At 40.3% G+C, this 14592-nt stretch carries 16 protein-coding genes; 7 read left to right on the top strand and 9 right to left on the bottom strand.

The annotated features are described in order from the left end of the window. Positions 1–187: 187 nt before the first annotated feature. The 4 genes from catB (at position 188) to K7A41_RS23810 (ending at position 2415) form a co-directional block, all read left to right on the top strand. The gene (gene catB, locus K7A41_RS21170; RefSeq protein ID WP_265715398.1) at positions 188–823 is read left to right on the top strand and encodes a type B chloramphenicol O-acetyltransferase; all 636 of its coding nucleotides are present in this window, start codon (positions 188–190) and stop codon (positions 821–823) included. 308 nt (positions 824–1131) lie between these two features. Further along, the gene (locus K7A41_RS21175; RefSeq protein WP_265715399.1) at positions 1132–1968 is read left to right on the top strand and encodes a maleylpyruvate isomerase family mycothiol-dependent enzyme; all 837 of its coding nucleotides are present in this window, start codon (positions 1132–1134) and stop codon (positions 1966–1968) included. A gap of 35 nt (positions 1969–2003) precedes the next feature. Beyond that, positions 2004–2237 (top strand): DUF6597 domain-containing transcriptional factor, encoded by a 234-nt coding sequence (locus tag K7A41_RS21180; protein WP_265715400.1) that lies wholly within the window; start codon positions 2004–2006, stop codon positions 2235–2237. Then, on the top strand, positions 2218–2415 hold the full coding sequence (locus K7A41_RS23810; RefSeq protein ID WP_398455801.1) for a DUF4386 family protein: 198 nt from the start codon (positions 2218–2220) through the stop codon (positions 2413–2415). The genes K7A41_RS21180 and K7A41_RS23810 overlap by 20 nt, the downstream gene beginning before the upstream one ends. Here K7A41_RS23810 and K7A41_RS21185 read toward each other — a convergent pair. The 9 genes from K7A41_RS21185 to K7A41_RS21225 form a co-directional block, all read right to left on the bottom strand. After that, positions 2403–2867 (bottom strand): hypothetical protein, encoded by a 465-nt coding sequence (locus K7A41_RS21185; RefSeq protein ID WP_265715401.1) that lies wholly within the window; start codon positions 2865–2867, stop codon positions 2403–2405. The two genes, K7A41_RS23810 and K7A41_RS21185, sit on opposite strands and share 13 nt — an antisense overlap. A 7-nt stretch (positions 2868–2874) precedes the next feature. Next, positions 2875–3270: a DoxX family protein gene (locus K7A41_RS21190; RefSeq protein ID WP_265715402.1), complete on the bottom strand. Its 396-nt coding sequence runs from the start codon at positions 3268–3270 to the stop codon at positions 2875–2877. A gap of 332 nt (positions 3271–3602) precedes the next feature. After that, positions 3603–4019, bottom strand: coding sequence for a hypothetical protein (locus K7A41_RS21195; RefSeq protein WP_265715403.1), 417 nt, complete (start codon positions 4017–4019; stop codon positions 3603–3605). 163 nt (positions 4020–4182) lie between these two features. Next, positions 4183–5709 (bottom strand): TlpA family protein disulfide reductase, encoded by a 1527-nt coding sequence (locus K7A41_RS21200; protein ID WP_265715404.1) that lies wholly within the window; start codon positions 5707–5709, stop codon positions 4183–4185. After that, positions 5706–6461 carry a LytR/AlgR family response regulator transcription factor gene (locus tag K7A41_RS21205; protein ID WP_265715406.1) on the bottom strand — a complete coding sequence of 252 codons (756 nt, stop codon included), beginning with the start codon at positions 6459–6461 and terminating at the stop codon, positions 5706–5708. Before K7A41_RS21205 ends, K7A41_RS21200 begins: the two co-directional genes overlap by 4 nt. Before the next feature lie 34 nt (positions 6462–6495). Then, positions 6496–8253 carry a sensor histidine kinase gene (locus K7A41_RS21210; RefSeq protein WP_265715407.1) on the bottom strand — a complete coding sequence of 586 codons (1758 nt, stop codon included), beginning with the start codon at positions 8251–8253 and terminating at the stop codon, positions 6496–6498. A gap of 340 nt (positions 8254–8593) precedes the next feature. After that, positions 8594–9424 carry a carboxypeptidase-like regulatory domain-containing protein gene (locus tag K7A41_RS21215; protein WP_265715409.1) on the bottom strand — a complete coding sequence of 277 codons (831 nt, stop codon included), beginning with the start codon at positions 9422–9424 and terminating at the stop codon, positions 8594–8596. 12 nt (positions 9425–9436) lie between these two features. Beyond that, complete coding sequence (locus tag K7A41_RS21220) at positions 9437–10222, bottom strand: hypothetical protein (RefSeq protein ID WP_265715410.1); 786 nt, start codon at positions 10220–10222, stop codon at positions 9437–9439. 57 nt (positions 10223–10279) lie between these two features. Then, entirely contained in the window at positions 10280–10939 is a 660-nt protein-coding gene (locus tag K7A41_RS21225; protein WP_265715411.1) for a hypothetical protein, read from the bottom strand. Between the two features lie 919 nt (positions 10940–11858). Here K7A41_RS21225 and K7A41_RS21230 point away from each other — a divergent pair. From K7A41_RS21230 to K7A41_RS21240, 3 genes are all read left to right on the top strand, one after another. Beyond that, a complete protein-coding gene (locus K7A41_RS21230; RefSeq protein ID WP_265715412.1) occupies positions 11859–12488 on the top strand; it encodes a histidine phosphatase family protein in 630 nt (209 codons plus the stop codon). Between the two features lie 297 nt (positions 12489–12785). Next, positions 12786–13382 carry an RNA polymerase sigma factor gene (locus tag K7A41_RS21235; protein WP_265715413.1) on the top strand — a complete coding sequence of 199 codons (597 nt, stop codon included), beginning with the start codon at positions 12786–12788 and terminating at the stop codon, positions 13380–13382. 171 nt (positions 13383–13553) lie between these two features. Next, a complete protein-coding gene (locus K7A41_RS21240) occupies positions 13554–14582 on the top strand; it encodes a FecR family protein (protein WP_265715414.1) in 1029 nt (342 codons plus the stop codon). Positions 14583–14592 lie beyond the last annotated feature (10 nt).

The raw sequence follows: 14592 nt of genomic DNA on the forward strand, positions 1-14592 counted from the left end.
TATTTTGGTTAGCGCCCAGACACGATGTCTCCCTAAATTTTAGGGAAACTGGTCCGATTGGAAATACAGAGGTGTTTGCTATATTTGTCTTATGAAAAAATCTGATTAGCATATGACATATACTTGTTTTGCGGCAATCGATGAATGCCGTTGATTTTTATTTGTCAAATTTTTAATATATGCTAAAATGATCAATTTTTTTGAAAGTCCTTTTAAAGGCAAAATTATTAAAGACCACATTACTAACCCCAATATAGTGGCGGGGAAATATTCTTATTATTCAGGTTATTATCATGGGCATTCATTTGATGATTGTGCTCGTTATTTATTTCCAGATAGAGATGACGTTGATCGATTGATTATAGGCGCATTTTGTTCAATTGGAAGTGGTGTTAGCTTTATTATGGCCGGAAACCAAGGGCACCGGAATGACTGGATATCAAGTTTTCCATTTTATTATATGCCGGAGGTTGAATTCTTCAGAGGAGCAATTGACGGATTTAAGAATGCAGGCGATACTGTCGTTGGGCATGATGTCTGGATAGGCAGCGAGGCAATGATCATGTCTGGCGTGAAAATAGGAGATGGAGCAGTCATCGGAAGCAGGGCGTTAGTTACCAAAGATGTTGCGCCTTACACTATTGTGGGCGGAAATCCCGCGAAACCAATTAAGAAACGATTCTGCGACCAGCACATTGAAATGCTCTTAGAAATCAAATGGTGGGATTGGGATGAAACTAAATTATCAGATGCTATCCCAATGATCTGTTCAGGCAATATCGAACTGTTATATGAGTTTTATCATAATTATATAAAGCGATAAGTTGCCCGAGGCTGTCCCCCGGACAGTCTCGTTCTTTATTAACCACCTGATTTATTATTCAGGACAGCGCCCTGAAATTTTGAGCCATCTATCTCACTACATTGGCGGTTATAGTTTTTACACTAGCAGTTCAATCCGTCACGCACGATATCGTTAATACATTCTTTTTGGTGGAAAGGATATTTGGGTCGTTCTTGTTAAGAATAGCCCCTTGCGTTTAGGCTTCGGAACACTTAAAAAAAACGGAAAGATTAGTTCGGTTCCTTTTTACGTTTTTCAAATTGCTTTTAAAATTAGTAATTTCAGGTATGGAAGATCAAATCCTGCTGTCTACGTCGAAATTACTTCCTATCCTGGATAGGAAATTGATTGAATTGTTGAGCTCCCTGACTCCGGATGAATGGAATGCCCAGACCGTCGCCAAACGCTGGAAGGTAAAAGATGTCGCTTCCCATCTTCTTGACGGCAATCTGAGAGGATTGTCTATTACGCGGGATCATTATTTTGGAGAGCAAGCTGAGCACATTCATACATTTGGCGATCTGGTCTCGTTTCTTAACGACCTTAATATGATTTGGACCAATGCTACAAGGCGCTTAAGTCCAGCTGTGCTGACCCAATTGCTGGAAAGTACAGGAAAACAGTATTCCGCTTTTCTTCAGACACTCGATCCAGATGAGGATGCCCTGCTTTCTGTTGCCTGGGCAGGCCATCAGAAGTCGCCCAACTTGTTTCATATTGCTCGAGAGTATACCGAAAAATTTCTGCATCAGCAGCAGATCCGGGATGCAGTTGGCAAACCTGGAATTATGACCAGGGAATTCTATTATCCGTTTATACATACGTTGATGTTTGCACTGCCTCATACGTTCAGGAATGTGGAGGCAAAAGCGGGGACCATTGTTTCATTAATTGTCAGCGGCACAATAGGCGGACAATGGAATATTATCAAGTCCAAAGATGGCTGGGAATTGAACACCGAAAAAGGTGATTGTGCTGAAGCCATTGTAAAAATAGATCCCGATACAGCCTGGAAATTGTTTTCGAAAAGCTGGTCCCCAGCTGATGTGATGGATAAAGTAGAAATAAAAGGAATTGAAGGTTTGGGCCAACAGGTTTTAAAAATGGTATCGGTAATGGCTTAAGATAATTATATGCCTCCCATTTATCGGCGATAAAAATGATCTATAATACGATACAGCCAGATTCGGATCTCAGCGCTTATATAAGTCATTTTTGGACAGGTAGCTGGGATGCGGTAGCCGAGCCGGCACAAGATAAGCATATCATAATTGCCAATCGCTTGCTTGAAATTACTTTTGCGTTTACTAACGGCAAAAGACAGGCTGATCTGTTATTTACAACGGTGCAAGGGCAGACGCATAAAACTTTATGTGTTGACATGGCGATCTAGACTGGTCCCTCGTTGGCTATCTTGCTGGGGTATATGGGCAAATATCTTATCAATGATTGCCAGCTGCCGTGCATTTTTTGAGGCTTTAGAGATTATTTCGAACTGCTTATATCTGAATAGTGCTACCGCTCTTCATGAAATTGTATTTGGTGCACAGCTTATACATCAAGGTCGGTAATATTCCCCTTTGATGACAAAGAATGAGCCTCGAATAGTTCCCGCCAATTTAGATTTTTGCCGGGCAAACTTAAACTTTTCCAGTTCCTTCGGAATTTCCATTCCCTCAGACAGTTTAAAACCTACAGCTCTCTTTTTCGGATTGTCCAGCGGATATAAAACATTGATTCCAAGACCGCTCTCGTAAAATACGAACACCCATTTTATGTTTTCAATTTGTAAGGAGGCTGTTTCTAAAGGTTTAGACGCTATCACTATGCCTCTTTCTTTCTCTAATATGTGATGAACCCAATTTACAGTTTCCGTGCTTTCATCTGCTGTCGTGACATGAAATTCGATGTTGTATTTATTCATAAAGTACCTTGCTTCATTTGCTCGTAAACCAGCCAGAGCCTCAGCAACAGGAGACGACTCCAGACCTTTTACAGCCACGTTTTTAAAATCTACTTTCATATTAATACTATTTATTATTAAACATCATTTTTCTATCTGAAGGTCTGCAATACCACGAAGTCGCTATCAGAACAAGATACAATAAGCACGGCAACATGGACTTAAGCGCATCACCTGACGCGATGTGCGAATATAGCGCTCCGCTAACGGTGAAGAAGATGCCTGCATAAGCCCATTCTTTCAGGACTGCAAATCCCGGAATAAGCAGTGCAATTACACCCAGGACTTTCGAAACACCAAGAAATGTAAGGATGTAAGCGGGATAGCCTAAATGTAGTAAGTTTTCCTCAGTACCGGGTCCACCGGCCTGTATTCTAAATAGTTGAACAGCGGCCGTGGATATCATGCCCATACATAGCCAAATAGTGGCTATCCAGTAAATAATTCTAATTCGTTTTTTCATACGCTATTACTTCTTGTTGTTTATGTGGTTTATATCAATTCCGTGCGCAATGCAATCGAACTAACTTATACGATTCAAGCTTATATTTAAGTCACGTTATTTTAATTGAACACGTCATGTTTTATGTGAAGTCATTTGACTACAAATATAAATGTAGTTATTTAACTACACAATATTTTTTTATCTTTTTTTCGGCTTTTGCTCGATAAGGGAGATTTGGAATATTGGGTGTAGAAAGGACAGATGGGGCAGTTAGGTTTAGGGCTTAAATGTTGCGAAGGCTGCATAAGGCGGCAGGCGCAATGCAGAAAGCAGGATTTTAAATGAGTGTTCTACAAGCAGTTGCTGAGTATACTGCTCATGTAATTTCCTTTTTTTCTGGGAATTGAAGCGGTAGCAAATGTACGCGGCGATTTGTATACCTCCCCACTATACTCCGGGCTCGTAAGTGTTGGCATCAGATAATAGACGTTTTCTTGATCCTCGGTATTCATGTGCCATTTCCCACCGAGATGTTTTCTGAAAGTTTCCCCGATATAAATGGTTAACAAGTCGAGCATTTTATGGTCAGCCTTCAATTGATTGATAGTCGGATAGGTTGTGATAATCCATTTTTCAATTTCATCCAATGAGTGAATGCTGTAATCGAGATTTAGGTTGTTTTCTCTTGCAAAATCTCCGGTGAACAAGTCCATTTTTTCTCCGATTAGAAATATCCACTCCTTAAAATTATCTTCTGTATATGACATAATGCGTTTATTAGTAACTTCTGACACTTTTCAGAATGCTCATAAATATAATTAAAATATTTCCACAAATTTTAGTAAGTAACATTTGCCTATGGCATGTGTTATAAAGATCCAACTTTATTTTATTACTTGGACAACTACCTTTTTGATAGCCTGGGTATTTTTAGTCCTTAATCAGGTTTTTAAGTCTGTCTAGATTGATATTTCTGAAAAAATTGATGGACTGTGTATAGATGCCCCCTTTGGGGTCAATAACCGCATAAGTAGGATACCCAGCCCCGTTGAACAAGGTAAGTAATTCATCCATCTGTGTATTCTGTACAAAGAGATGTTCTCCAGGGAGTTCCAGTTCCGCTATCTTATTCTGCCAAAGAGCTTCGGAGGAATTGCCGTCTGTACATAGATAGACAAACACGACAGGCAACTTCTCCTTATCGGCCTGCAATTGCAGCTTTTTACTATGGGGCATATTCGATAGGCAGGGTGTACACCATGTTGCCCAAAGATCCATGATGATATATTTATCCGGAAAAGCACCTTTGATAGACTTCAAGAGCTCTACTCCCGATTTAGCTTCGTTCAGATATAGATTACCTTCAAAGCTCGTGCTTTTTAAATACTTCCCTATTTTGCTGTTACGCGTTTCATCTTGCTTGGCTACAAGAAGATTTTGCATTTTAAGGATTTTAGAAGTCAGCTCCCTATTCTCTTCGTTTAGATACAAAGTTGCCCATTTCGACTTAACCGATTTCTCCAGTACTTTATTGATCTCTAGCTGGCTTGGTAAATCTCTGCTTGACACCTGCATTTTGACAAGATCGGCATAGGTATTTGGTAGCAGGGAGTCGATTTTTGTAAATTTAACACTATCGCTCAGTTTGTCTTGCTTGGTATGTAGTTTTTTATTGTTGATATACCAATACAAGTAGCGCATGTATTCAGCCGATTCGTTTGTAATAGCATATATCGGAATCTGTAGTTCCTTTATATTCGTAAGTTCATCGTTTTTAAAAAGTAGATAACTGATTTTTTTGGAATTGTAATAGGCCTCTGTTTCACTTTCGATTATTTTCTTAGCGACCTGTCTGTTTTCCTTTAAGAAATTTGAGTTAACGGTTCTTTGTAGATTAAATAACGAATCTAATTTCACCATGTACCGATTGTCCTCCGGTTTTAGTTTTTGAAAGTCCTTATATAGTTCAGGCAGGTGTTTTTTATTGTACAAGATGTAGGCATTCAAAGTACGGTTTATTGCTCCGTCCTTTCCAGCGAATGCCATTCCTTCTCCAAGCATATAAACCCTTTCGTTTTTGAGTTTTTCAAGGTCGAAGGTAAGGTCCAGTTCCTCGTTAGCGTATAAACAGGAGTACACATACTCGCCTAATGAAAACCAGATTTGTTGATAGGGCAACTTGCTCGGCAATTGCAATTCAAAAGTCCCATCGTTTGCGATTTCAGTGGTTAATTTAGCCTGCAGGGGTTCTTTGGGGCGCACTAGTGTAAATACGGGAGTAATCTGCTTAAGCTCCTCCTCGGATGCATTGTTGATTTTACCGCGAATAATCGGATATGCGCGCTCCGTATAGGTGTTATCAAACTTACTGTCCGTAATGGCTATTGCAGATTCTTGCGCATGACCAAGCAGCCCAAGTAGGCATAAGGCAATAATTGCTAGATAGATTTTTTTCATAGAAATTTAGATTTTGGATATACAATTTTGACCAGATCTTTCTTCATTCGGGAAATAGGCACCTCAGTATGGTCAGTTAAGATAATCTTGTGCAGACCGGGCCCCTGAATACCCTTAATATATTTAGTATTTATGAGGTGGGAATGATGACAGCGCAAAAAACCGAATCCTTCCAGCATCAGATCGAATTCCTTTAACGTTTTGCTGACCATGATCTGCAGGCCGTCTTTCAGATAAATCTCTGTGTAATTGTTATCGGCCCGGCACCGGATTATCTCTGACACAGGAACAAATCGGCTTTCTCTGTTGATGGTTAAGGCGATCTTTGGATCGTACGTTTTCTTGTTATAGTTCTGAAGTAGATTCTCCAGATTGATATTTTCTCGTTTTGCCTGTATCTTCTCCTTTGCTTTTGCTATAGCAGCTTCTAATTCCATATCGTTCAATGGTTTGAGCAGATAATCCAAGGCGGATATCTTGACCGCCTGAATCCCGTATTGATCGTGGGCTGTGATAAAAATAACCTCAAAATCCCGCCGATCTAATCTATTGAGCAATTCAAAACCATTTAATTGAGGCATCTGAATATCCAAGAACAGGAGGTCAATCTTCACTTTATTCAGCTGCTGAATGGCATCTGTCGGACTTAATGAACAACCCACAATATCCAATTCCGGATGCCTGCTTTTTAAGGTATATAGCAGGACATCCACGTTGTTGGGCTCATCATCTACGATATAACAATTGATCATTTTAAGTTTCTTAGTTTATGACCTGTTTTTACAATTAATTTAACCAGTCCACAAATGTGATCCGAACTATGGTTCCAGGTTGATCATTTAACAATTCCATGTCTATTCGATTTTGCGGATTCAGTTGATTTAATAAGGCTATTCGCTTCTTGCTCAATTTAATACCGTACCCTGTAGCAGACTCTTCAACACCGGCCTTCATTCCCTGTCCGTTATCAGTTACTTCCAAAATCAGATCGTTGTCTCTGTTGGAGACTGTTATGGCGATCGATCCGCGATCAAGCAGGTTGGAAACTCCATGTTTGACTGCATTTTCAACAAACGGCTGGAGAAACATAACCGGAATATCTACATTGTCGGTATGGAGATCCAATTCCTGCTTGATCTGATATGAAAAGCCGAATCGTAATTGTTCCATGATCAGGTAGTCTCTTGTCAGTTTCAATTCAGCACTTAGACTATGCATTTCCTTCTCTGAGTCTTCCAGCACCTCCCGTGTGAGTGAGGAAAAAGTCTGTAAGTAGTTTTTAGCAGCACTGATATCCCCTTTTTGAATCAGGTTCTGAATGGAGTTTATGGAATTGAACATGAAGTGGGGATTCAACTGGCTGCGGATCCCCTGCATCTGAATTGCGAGCAGCTTGCGATCCCGTTCAACCATTTTTAAGTGCCTTCTGACCCGAAGTCTGTAGGCTATGAATCCCAGTCCGACAATAGTCAGCACACCTAGTGCAAAAGGAAGAATTTGCTTGGGCGTGTACCCGTTACGCACATCTGTCGAGAGAGACTCCACGATCTTAAAATCAATCTGTGTCATTTCATCCTTTGAAAACTCGCCGAAGGTACCAGTCTGCTGTATAAACAATGTGTATTGCCCAACATCTTTCAAGTATTTATTTTCAACAGTAAACCGATTGCCAATCTCCCACCATGCAATTCTGATTGTATCTCTATTATTTTGGATATCCTTGATCAGATAAATCGAATATGGTCTGGTTTCGTGCTGGGCAAAACACAGGTCAAATTCCTGTACCGAGTCTTTTTCAAAAGTCCATTTAATAATATCACTGTTTGTTGGGGAGTCTATTCCGTGATTTGTTCTCCTTAAGCTATCCAGATTCAGTCCATAGTAGCCATAAGTACTAGCACCCCTCACGATGATCTGTTCGATTGGTGGCTTGATACGTCTGGTCCAATCCATAATATAGCCATCCCGAATCCATATGGAGTCTTTGTGAGCAACTTCCACCAGAAGCTTCCTGCCCGGAAATCTAAAGGTTCCAATCTTACCATAGGGTTTTCTGGCGCCATATTTCATTTCCAGTCCAGGGATGTGAGACCATTTCTGGATTTCCAGACTGTCGTCCAGAACCATTCTATATTGATAATCCGCGATGTTGCTGCTGTTTATTCCCATGGCAACAACGGTAGCTTCACTGGAATCAGGAATCAGATAGCTGTAATAAAATTTACTGAAATTGGGGACTTCAGCAGTAAAGTAGTTCTTAAGGGTCGGTGTCAATTTTATTCCCAATAGAATTTTGCTCTTAGGTGTGATTTTTCCATAGTCTGCGTTAAATTTATTCTCAGGATCAAAGCTGTCAAAGACAGTCCAGATTCTTTTATCGGATATCTGGAAAGTCAAGGAGCTATAGTGCATCATTCTAAGATCGGTACGGTTCCCGTGGAAATGGAAATTATCACCAAAGAAGTAGTCATTTCCCTCTTTGTCCTGCGCTAGGAGATTGGTAAATAGTAAGAATAGGATGCCGAATAGAATTTGCTTTTTCATATTTTTAATACCTCCTTCGAATATGGGATTTTAATATCACTCCTTCAACAGAAATTGAGTATTCGGTCTGTTTATTTGAGTGAATTACAGACAACGCTTCTATGGGCTTGTAAATTGTTCTTTGCGTATTCCCGGGTATTCAGCGAAGTTATAGTGCATCATATTTTTCTATGACAGGTTTCAGCATAATTTGTCGGCAGATCGCATCGTTCCAGAAGATCTATCCTGAACAATCTGATATGTTGGTGAAGCGCTGGAAAGAAGTGTAGAATACAATGTTGTAATGGAATTTATTGTAGAGCCAGTAGGCGGGTAATTAAATCAAAATTTGTGAGGCCTTCTAATGGGAGGGCACCTCCCGAAACTTGCCGTCATTTTGTATAATATAGGTTTCCGTTTCAAAAATAGGCTCCTCGCTCATCCAGTTGCTGCTGGTAATTACTATCTTGTCTCTTTCAATTTTGCTCGTTTTGGAGAATGCCGATTCCGCGACTTCATCATAAGCGATATCCAGTGTGTCAATGATCTTATTCGCTTTATTTATCGTGACCAATGTTGTGAATAGCTCGTGTTCGCCACATCGATAGGTCACCACTATAGCCAAAAAGTTATTAGAAAATGGGAGTTTATAGTTAAGTCTGAAATTGCTTGCATCTTCACATTTTGGCATAAAATGGATCCGTTTCACAAAACCGTTGTCCCGAATACCCGAAGTATCAAAATTCTCGAATCTGGTGCTGTCTATACTCGGAAAATACCTTGTCGGAATTGTTGCCAACAGATCAGCTTCAGCGCTGGCTTCTTTTATGATAGATACGGCACCTGTGCTGTCATTTAAGATTTCGGCGTCTTTCAACCTCACTATTGTGGTATCGTCCTCAACGAAGTTGTACCCAATAGCTTCGCCTGACTGACGCCAGACACTTGGAATGGTGTCCGTACGATAACCTTGCTTCATAAAAATCAGCCGGCCCAGCCAGTCTGGACTTCTGTCCAGTTTAAAATATCCGCTCTTATCCGTTCTCACCTGTTTCCCTTTTCCGTTTTCTTCAATTACGGTTACGCCTTCGAGAGGCTGATCGTTTCCGTCCAGCACTCTGCCCTGATAGAAATTGTTTACCCCAGTCCGGCACGAAAAAAGCAGAAGCAGGAGATAAAAGATATTCTTCATGTATATGTGAAATTAGTTACTACTGTCGATTATTTTCACCTTGTAAAACTCATATTCGTTGCCCCGCTCGTTATATTTGGTCACCAGACCGAAGTAGAGGCTATGGTCATCGGTCCAAAACTCTTTTTCAACTACACACAGCCATTTATTCGTTTTCTTTTCGAAAATATCGTTGAGCTCAGCGATCTTTTTAAATTTACCGTTTTTCTTAACCTGAATGAAATGATAAAAGCATTCCTGACCCTCGTACACCTTATTCAGCCTGAATATTCCACTGGGGGAGGTAGTGGCTAGACCTGGATTGCCGGTATCATAAGTCTCCTGTCCTGTCCCCAGGTCAAAGCTGACATCCGTTGAATGGCCGCCTTCAAGCAAGAGAATATCTTCCGTAGGAAAAAATGCGACAAAAGTGCACTCGGATAATAAGTCGTTATCATCGGAGGAAGTCCCGTTACGGAAATTAATTTTTTCGATATTTAGATAGTTACCCATTTCTTTGAAATCAACGACTCGGGTCAAAAGTTTCGGGACGATTTGAAAGTCAGTGATTTTCTCAGCAGGCTTGCTTGTTTTTTGCCGTCGCTTGGACGTGAAAAACTCCTCTGCACTTATTTTTTCAATTTCAAAATGGACAGAGATTGAATCCCTAGCAATCATCGCATGTTCTTCAGTTGATGTTGGTTCTTTTAATTTTTTTGATTGAACGACAGATTTGTTCTTTAATTTCTGTCCGCACGCAATTGTCCCCAGAGAGAGAAAAGTCAATGCCGTTATTTTGATGTAAAGACTGATTTTCATTTTATCGCGTTAAAATATTGCTTTTGTCCACCCATGGCATATTCTGCCTGCCGATAGTTAACACGGCAACCACCAATGCATAAAGATTACCTTACCGTCCCTAAAGAACATTTTGACTTGCCCGTCAGAGGTGTCTTCGTAATCTTCTTTTAATGTAATGACCCATAGTTTCCCTTCTTTGTCCATGCCTATTCTCCCACTTACCGCTGCTGGGAACAGCTGTTGTATATCCTGCAGGGTCGTATAAGCATCTATCCGAATCCCTTTATAGATGATAAAATTGCCATCTCTGAACCAGAATTCGTCCACAGCCACACTGTCCCCGCTGTTCTCGAATCGTGAGCCACTTTTGTAAAGGTACTTGTCATGGGGTGTTTCTGTATTAAAGATGCTGATACAGGGGGCATCATCTTTCAACAGTCTTATACTATCGGGATTTCCGAATACAGTTTCAAACTCACCCATGGTAAAGAATCTTTTCAATTTACCGTTAAATCTGATATCTTCAGCAAGCATGACATCCTTTGCTTCATTTTCACTTCTGCGTGTAGCGACACCAGCACTTGGATGACGTGGCTTATTGTGCTCGTCTTGGATTGCAGTATCTGTTTTCAAGGGGTCCTTCCTGTTAGGGCCCTGGCAGGAAAACAGTACGATAACCATCAAAATCACTGTTGCTCGTACAAAAGTCATTTTATCCTTAATTTTGTTTTCCATATTTATATCAAAAGCTCTCGATATGTTCAAGAATATTCACTTTAATCCAATTTGCCCGTACGTTTGAAAACCTTTCTGTGAGCATCTCCCGGTTTCAGCCTATTTCCTTTTTTGTCCCAGACAGCGCCCCATGTACGTAAATTCAATTTTCCTTTATGACTTCCATTTCAATTTCATCATTCTGCCCCTGTTGGGCCGGTATAACCAACAGATTCGCTTTTCACCTTTGCGCGTAAGATTATCGGAGGAGCCTCGCCACTGCCAATATCTTTGAAACAGGCATAGTCCTTGTCTTGCTCGAACCATATGATTACTGAATATTGCCCTCTGCTCAATTATGCCGGTCTGTCATTTATTATTGTACCTCAAATAAAGTAAAGATATACTAATCAGGCTTACCCTTTTCATTTATTTAATATTCGTCAAGTAATGATTCATATTCGCTGCCGGCGATAAAGCCTATTTTTTTTGCAGTTCATAACGGACAAGGACTCAGAGCTCACGTTTATAGCCATCATTATTGTTGTTGCTGGCAATTTCACCGCAGGGACTAATAAAATAAGTTTTGGAGAGGAACTTAAGAATAAAGCAGTTTCAAAGAAGTTTAGATCAAACTTTTCTTTTGATAAATCTATTCCATATACTTGCATAAATAATGTATTTATGCTCCGCATCGAGTGGCTAAGATCGTGATAATGGGTTCTTCCCTAAAGACTCGCTGGCTTTGACTCAATAGGTCTGCTGTACTTTAATATGAAGCTTAGGCTCTGGTCTATGGTTTAATCAAAATTAGGGCAGCAGATGGAGCTTATTTATACCAAGATACAAGCTAACGATTTTCATTAATTTATTATTGGTGTAATACTTACCCCGAATCACTGCCATTGGGAATACACCTATTTCTAATCTACCAAAGACGATGTTTAAAAAGAAAAATATCATCACTGTACAACATCCAGAATCTGTCCATCATACGAATGGAATGATCGGTTCCTGGACCGACTGGAAATTAACAGGAACAGGAATTCAGCAAGCCGAAAATATCGCGGCAAACTTAAAAACCGAGTTTGCGGATATCCACTTTTCTTTGTATTCGTCACCACTTAGCAGAACCAGAGAGACGGCTGAAATAATTGCGAAAAAATTAAATATAATTCCCCAATTCAGTTCGGCATTGAAAGAAAGGAATCTTGGAAAAGCTGTGGGGAAATCCGTAAAATGGCTGAAAGAAAATATCGAAATGGAAGAATTGACCGTATATGATAAGTGTTTTAGTGATGCTGAATCAAGATTTGATGTATGGCAAAGGATGTTATCATTCTATGAAATCTTGTTAAATAATGCCGAAGAGAATATTATTCTTGTCTCACATGGGGATAGTTTAAGTGTATTCAATGTGATGTGGCTGGGTCTGGATGTGGAAATGCTCAACACAATTGATTTGTACGGCGTCAGCGGCGGTGTCTCCTTCATGTATCAGACAGTGCAGGGAAAAAGAATCATCAAGCAGATAGGGGATACATCATATAAAATTGGGAGAGCTGTATGAGTACACCACTTTCGGAAAACATCAAGCCTGTCTTGCTACCTATAACTTCCGTGAATTTGCAAAGCATACCACTGTCGCAAGCAATCCTATTTCTCGTGGACAACTGTAGGCTACTAATCGCAACAGTTCGTCGCGTTATATTTTCCTCTGCCACCTTATGTCAAAGGTGGCAACTTTGTCGATGTATGTGCCATTATTCATTGCGGATCATGGTGTTAGGTTGGTTGAAAAAAATTAGTAGATTTGAATGGAATTTTTATCTACTTAGCTGAAAAACAAAAAATCGCGTACTAAAAGATGAACTCCGATCAACAGGTTTGGCAGATGTTTCAGGTTGGACATGAACCATCGTTCAAAATTCTTTTTGAACGATATAACCAGCTGTTGTTCAATTATGGATTTAAGTTTACGCAGGATGAGGCGATTATTGAGGATAGTATTCAGGAGTTATTCGTGAAGTTATGGTGTAACAGGGATAATTTAAGTATAGATGTTGCGGTTAAAAATTATCTGTTAAAAGCCTTCCGTCGTACACTGGTGAAGAAGATCGAACAGTCCCTACGCCGGGTAGACGTAACGAATTCTTCAGTCGATTATTTGCCCTTTACCATTGAGCTTCCACATGACCTCAGCATGATACGCCAAGAGCGTGCGCTGGAGATCAGAGATAAACTCGATCAAGCGCTGCTACAGATGACGGCACGACAACGAGAAATTATACATCTGCGGTTTTTTGAAGAATTACCCTACAACGAAATAGCCGAAATAATGGGGCTCTCCACCAAAGATACCTATAAACTTTACTACCGCGCTCTAGATAACCTGAAAAAACATTTTGGCAGGTTTGGTCTTTTGGTATTGCTTTATGTGCTCAACCATTTCCGATATCATTAGATCCTGCGCTCAACTTCAAGTTTGCCAGAAAAATAAGTAACCAGTATTAAGCCATCCGCCCTGACACATGTGCAGTTGGGACGATTAGACAGGTATTGCCTGTTTTTTAAAAAAAAAGAAAAGTGTATTGGGGTAAAATTTTGTTGAAGGGTGTAACCTATATAAAACAGTATGAATTCTCGGTTATCAAAATATAAAGATTTTAAGGCGGTAGACTTTTTTGCGGATGAGGATTTTATCCAGACTGTAGTCGAGCAGAAAGAACAACAGCATTTTTTTTGGGTTGAATTGGGGCAACAATATCCTTATTTGTTAGCCGAGATGGAGCTTGCTCGCGCTTGGATGTTATTGATCAAGAGGCAGGTACCCGCTCGGAGCAGCTTGAGTATTGATCAACGTTGGGCTAATATTCAGGACCAGATTGTGGTTTATGAAAAGAACAAAAGACGAACACTGCTTATTCGGACCATGCTACGATGGACGGCTTCAGCAGCAGCCTTGTTGCTTTTCACGCTACTAGCTTATGAGATCAGCCAGTTCGGTCCTAAAGGTATCGATACGGCATTTGGTGAACAACGCGAAATAGCGCTTCCGGATTCCTCCATCATTAAGCTGAACAGCAACTCCAAGTTATCTTACCAGCGCGACTGGAAGACGGACAAACCTCGAGAGGTCTGGATAGAGGGGGAGGGCATGTTTGAGGTAAAACATACCGCAATAAAAAATCGCCTTCGCGAGAATGATTTCTTTGTTGTCCATGTAGGCGAGTTTTCGCTGACAGTATTAGGGACAAAATTCAACGTTAAAGATCGCCGTGGACGTATTGAAGTAGCACTCTTTCAAGGAAGCGTACATGTACAGGGGCCAAACGGAGTAGATAGATTACTTGCGCCGGGAGAAACGTTCGTTCATGACGACTTGACTAAGGCTAATCAAATCGTCAAAAATGATGCCGGCAAAGTGTTATCATGGACCCGTGACGAACTGAGTATCGAACACAGCAGCCTAGCCAATATTGTCGCTGTGCTGGAAGATAATTATGGATACAAAGTAATTGTGCAGGATTCTGCATTACTCAATAAGCGTTTTACAGGTGTAATCCCAGTAAAGGGAATTGAGGATATTCTCTTTGTGATCAAGCATACCATAAACGTCAACATCGAAGTGAAAAATAAACAGATCGTAATAAAACCTAACTAAAAAACAACAA

Origin of the sequence: Sphingobacterium sp. InxBP1 (genome assembly GCF_026191775.1) — a bacterium.
Lineage (GTDB): Bacteria > Bacteroidota > Bacteroidia > Sphingobacteriales > Sphingobacteriaceae > Sphingobacterium > Sphingobacterium thalpophilum.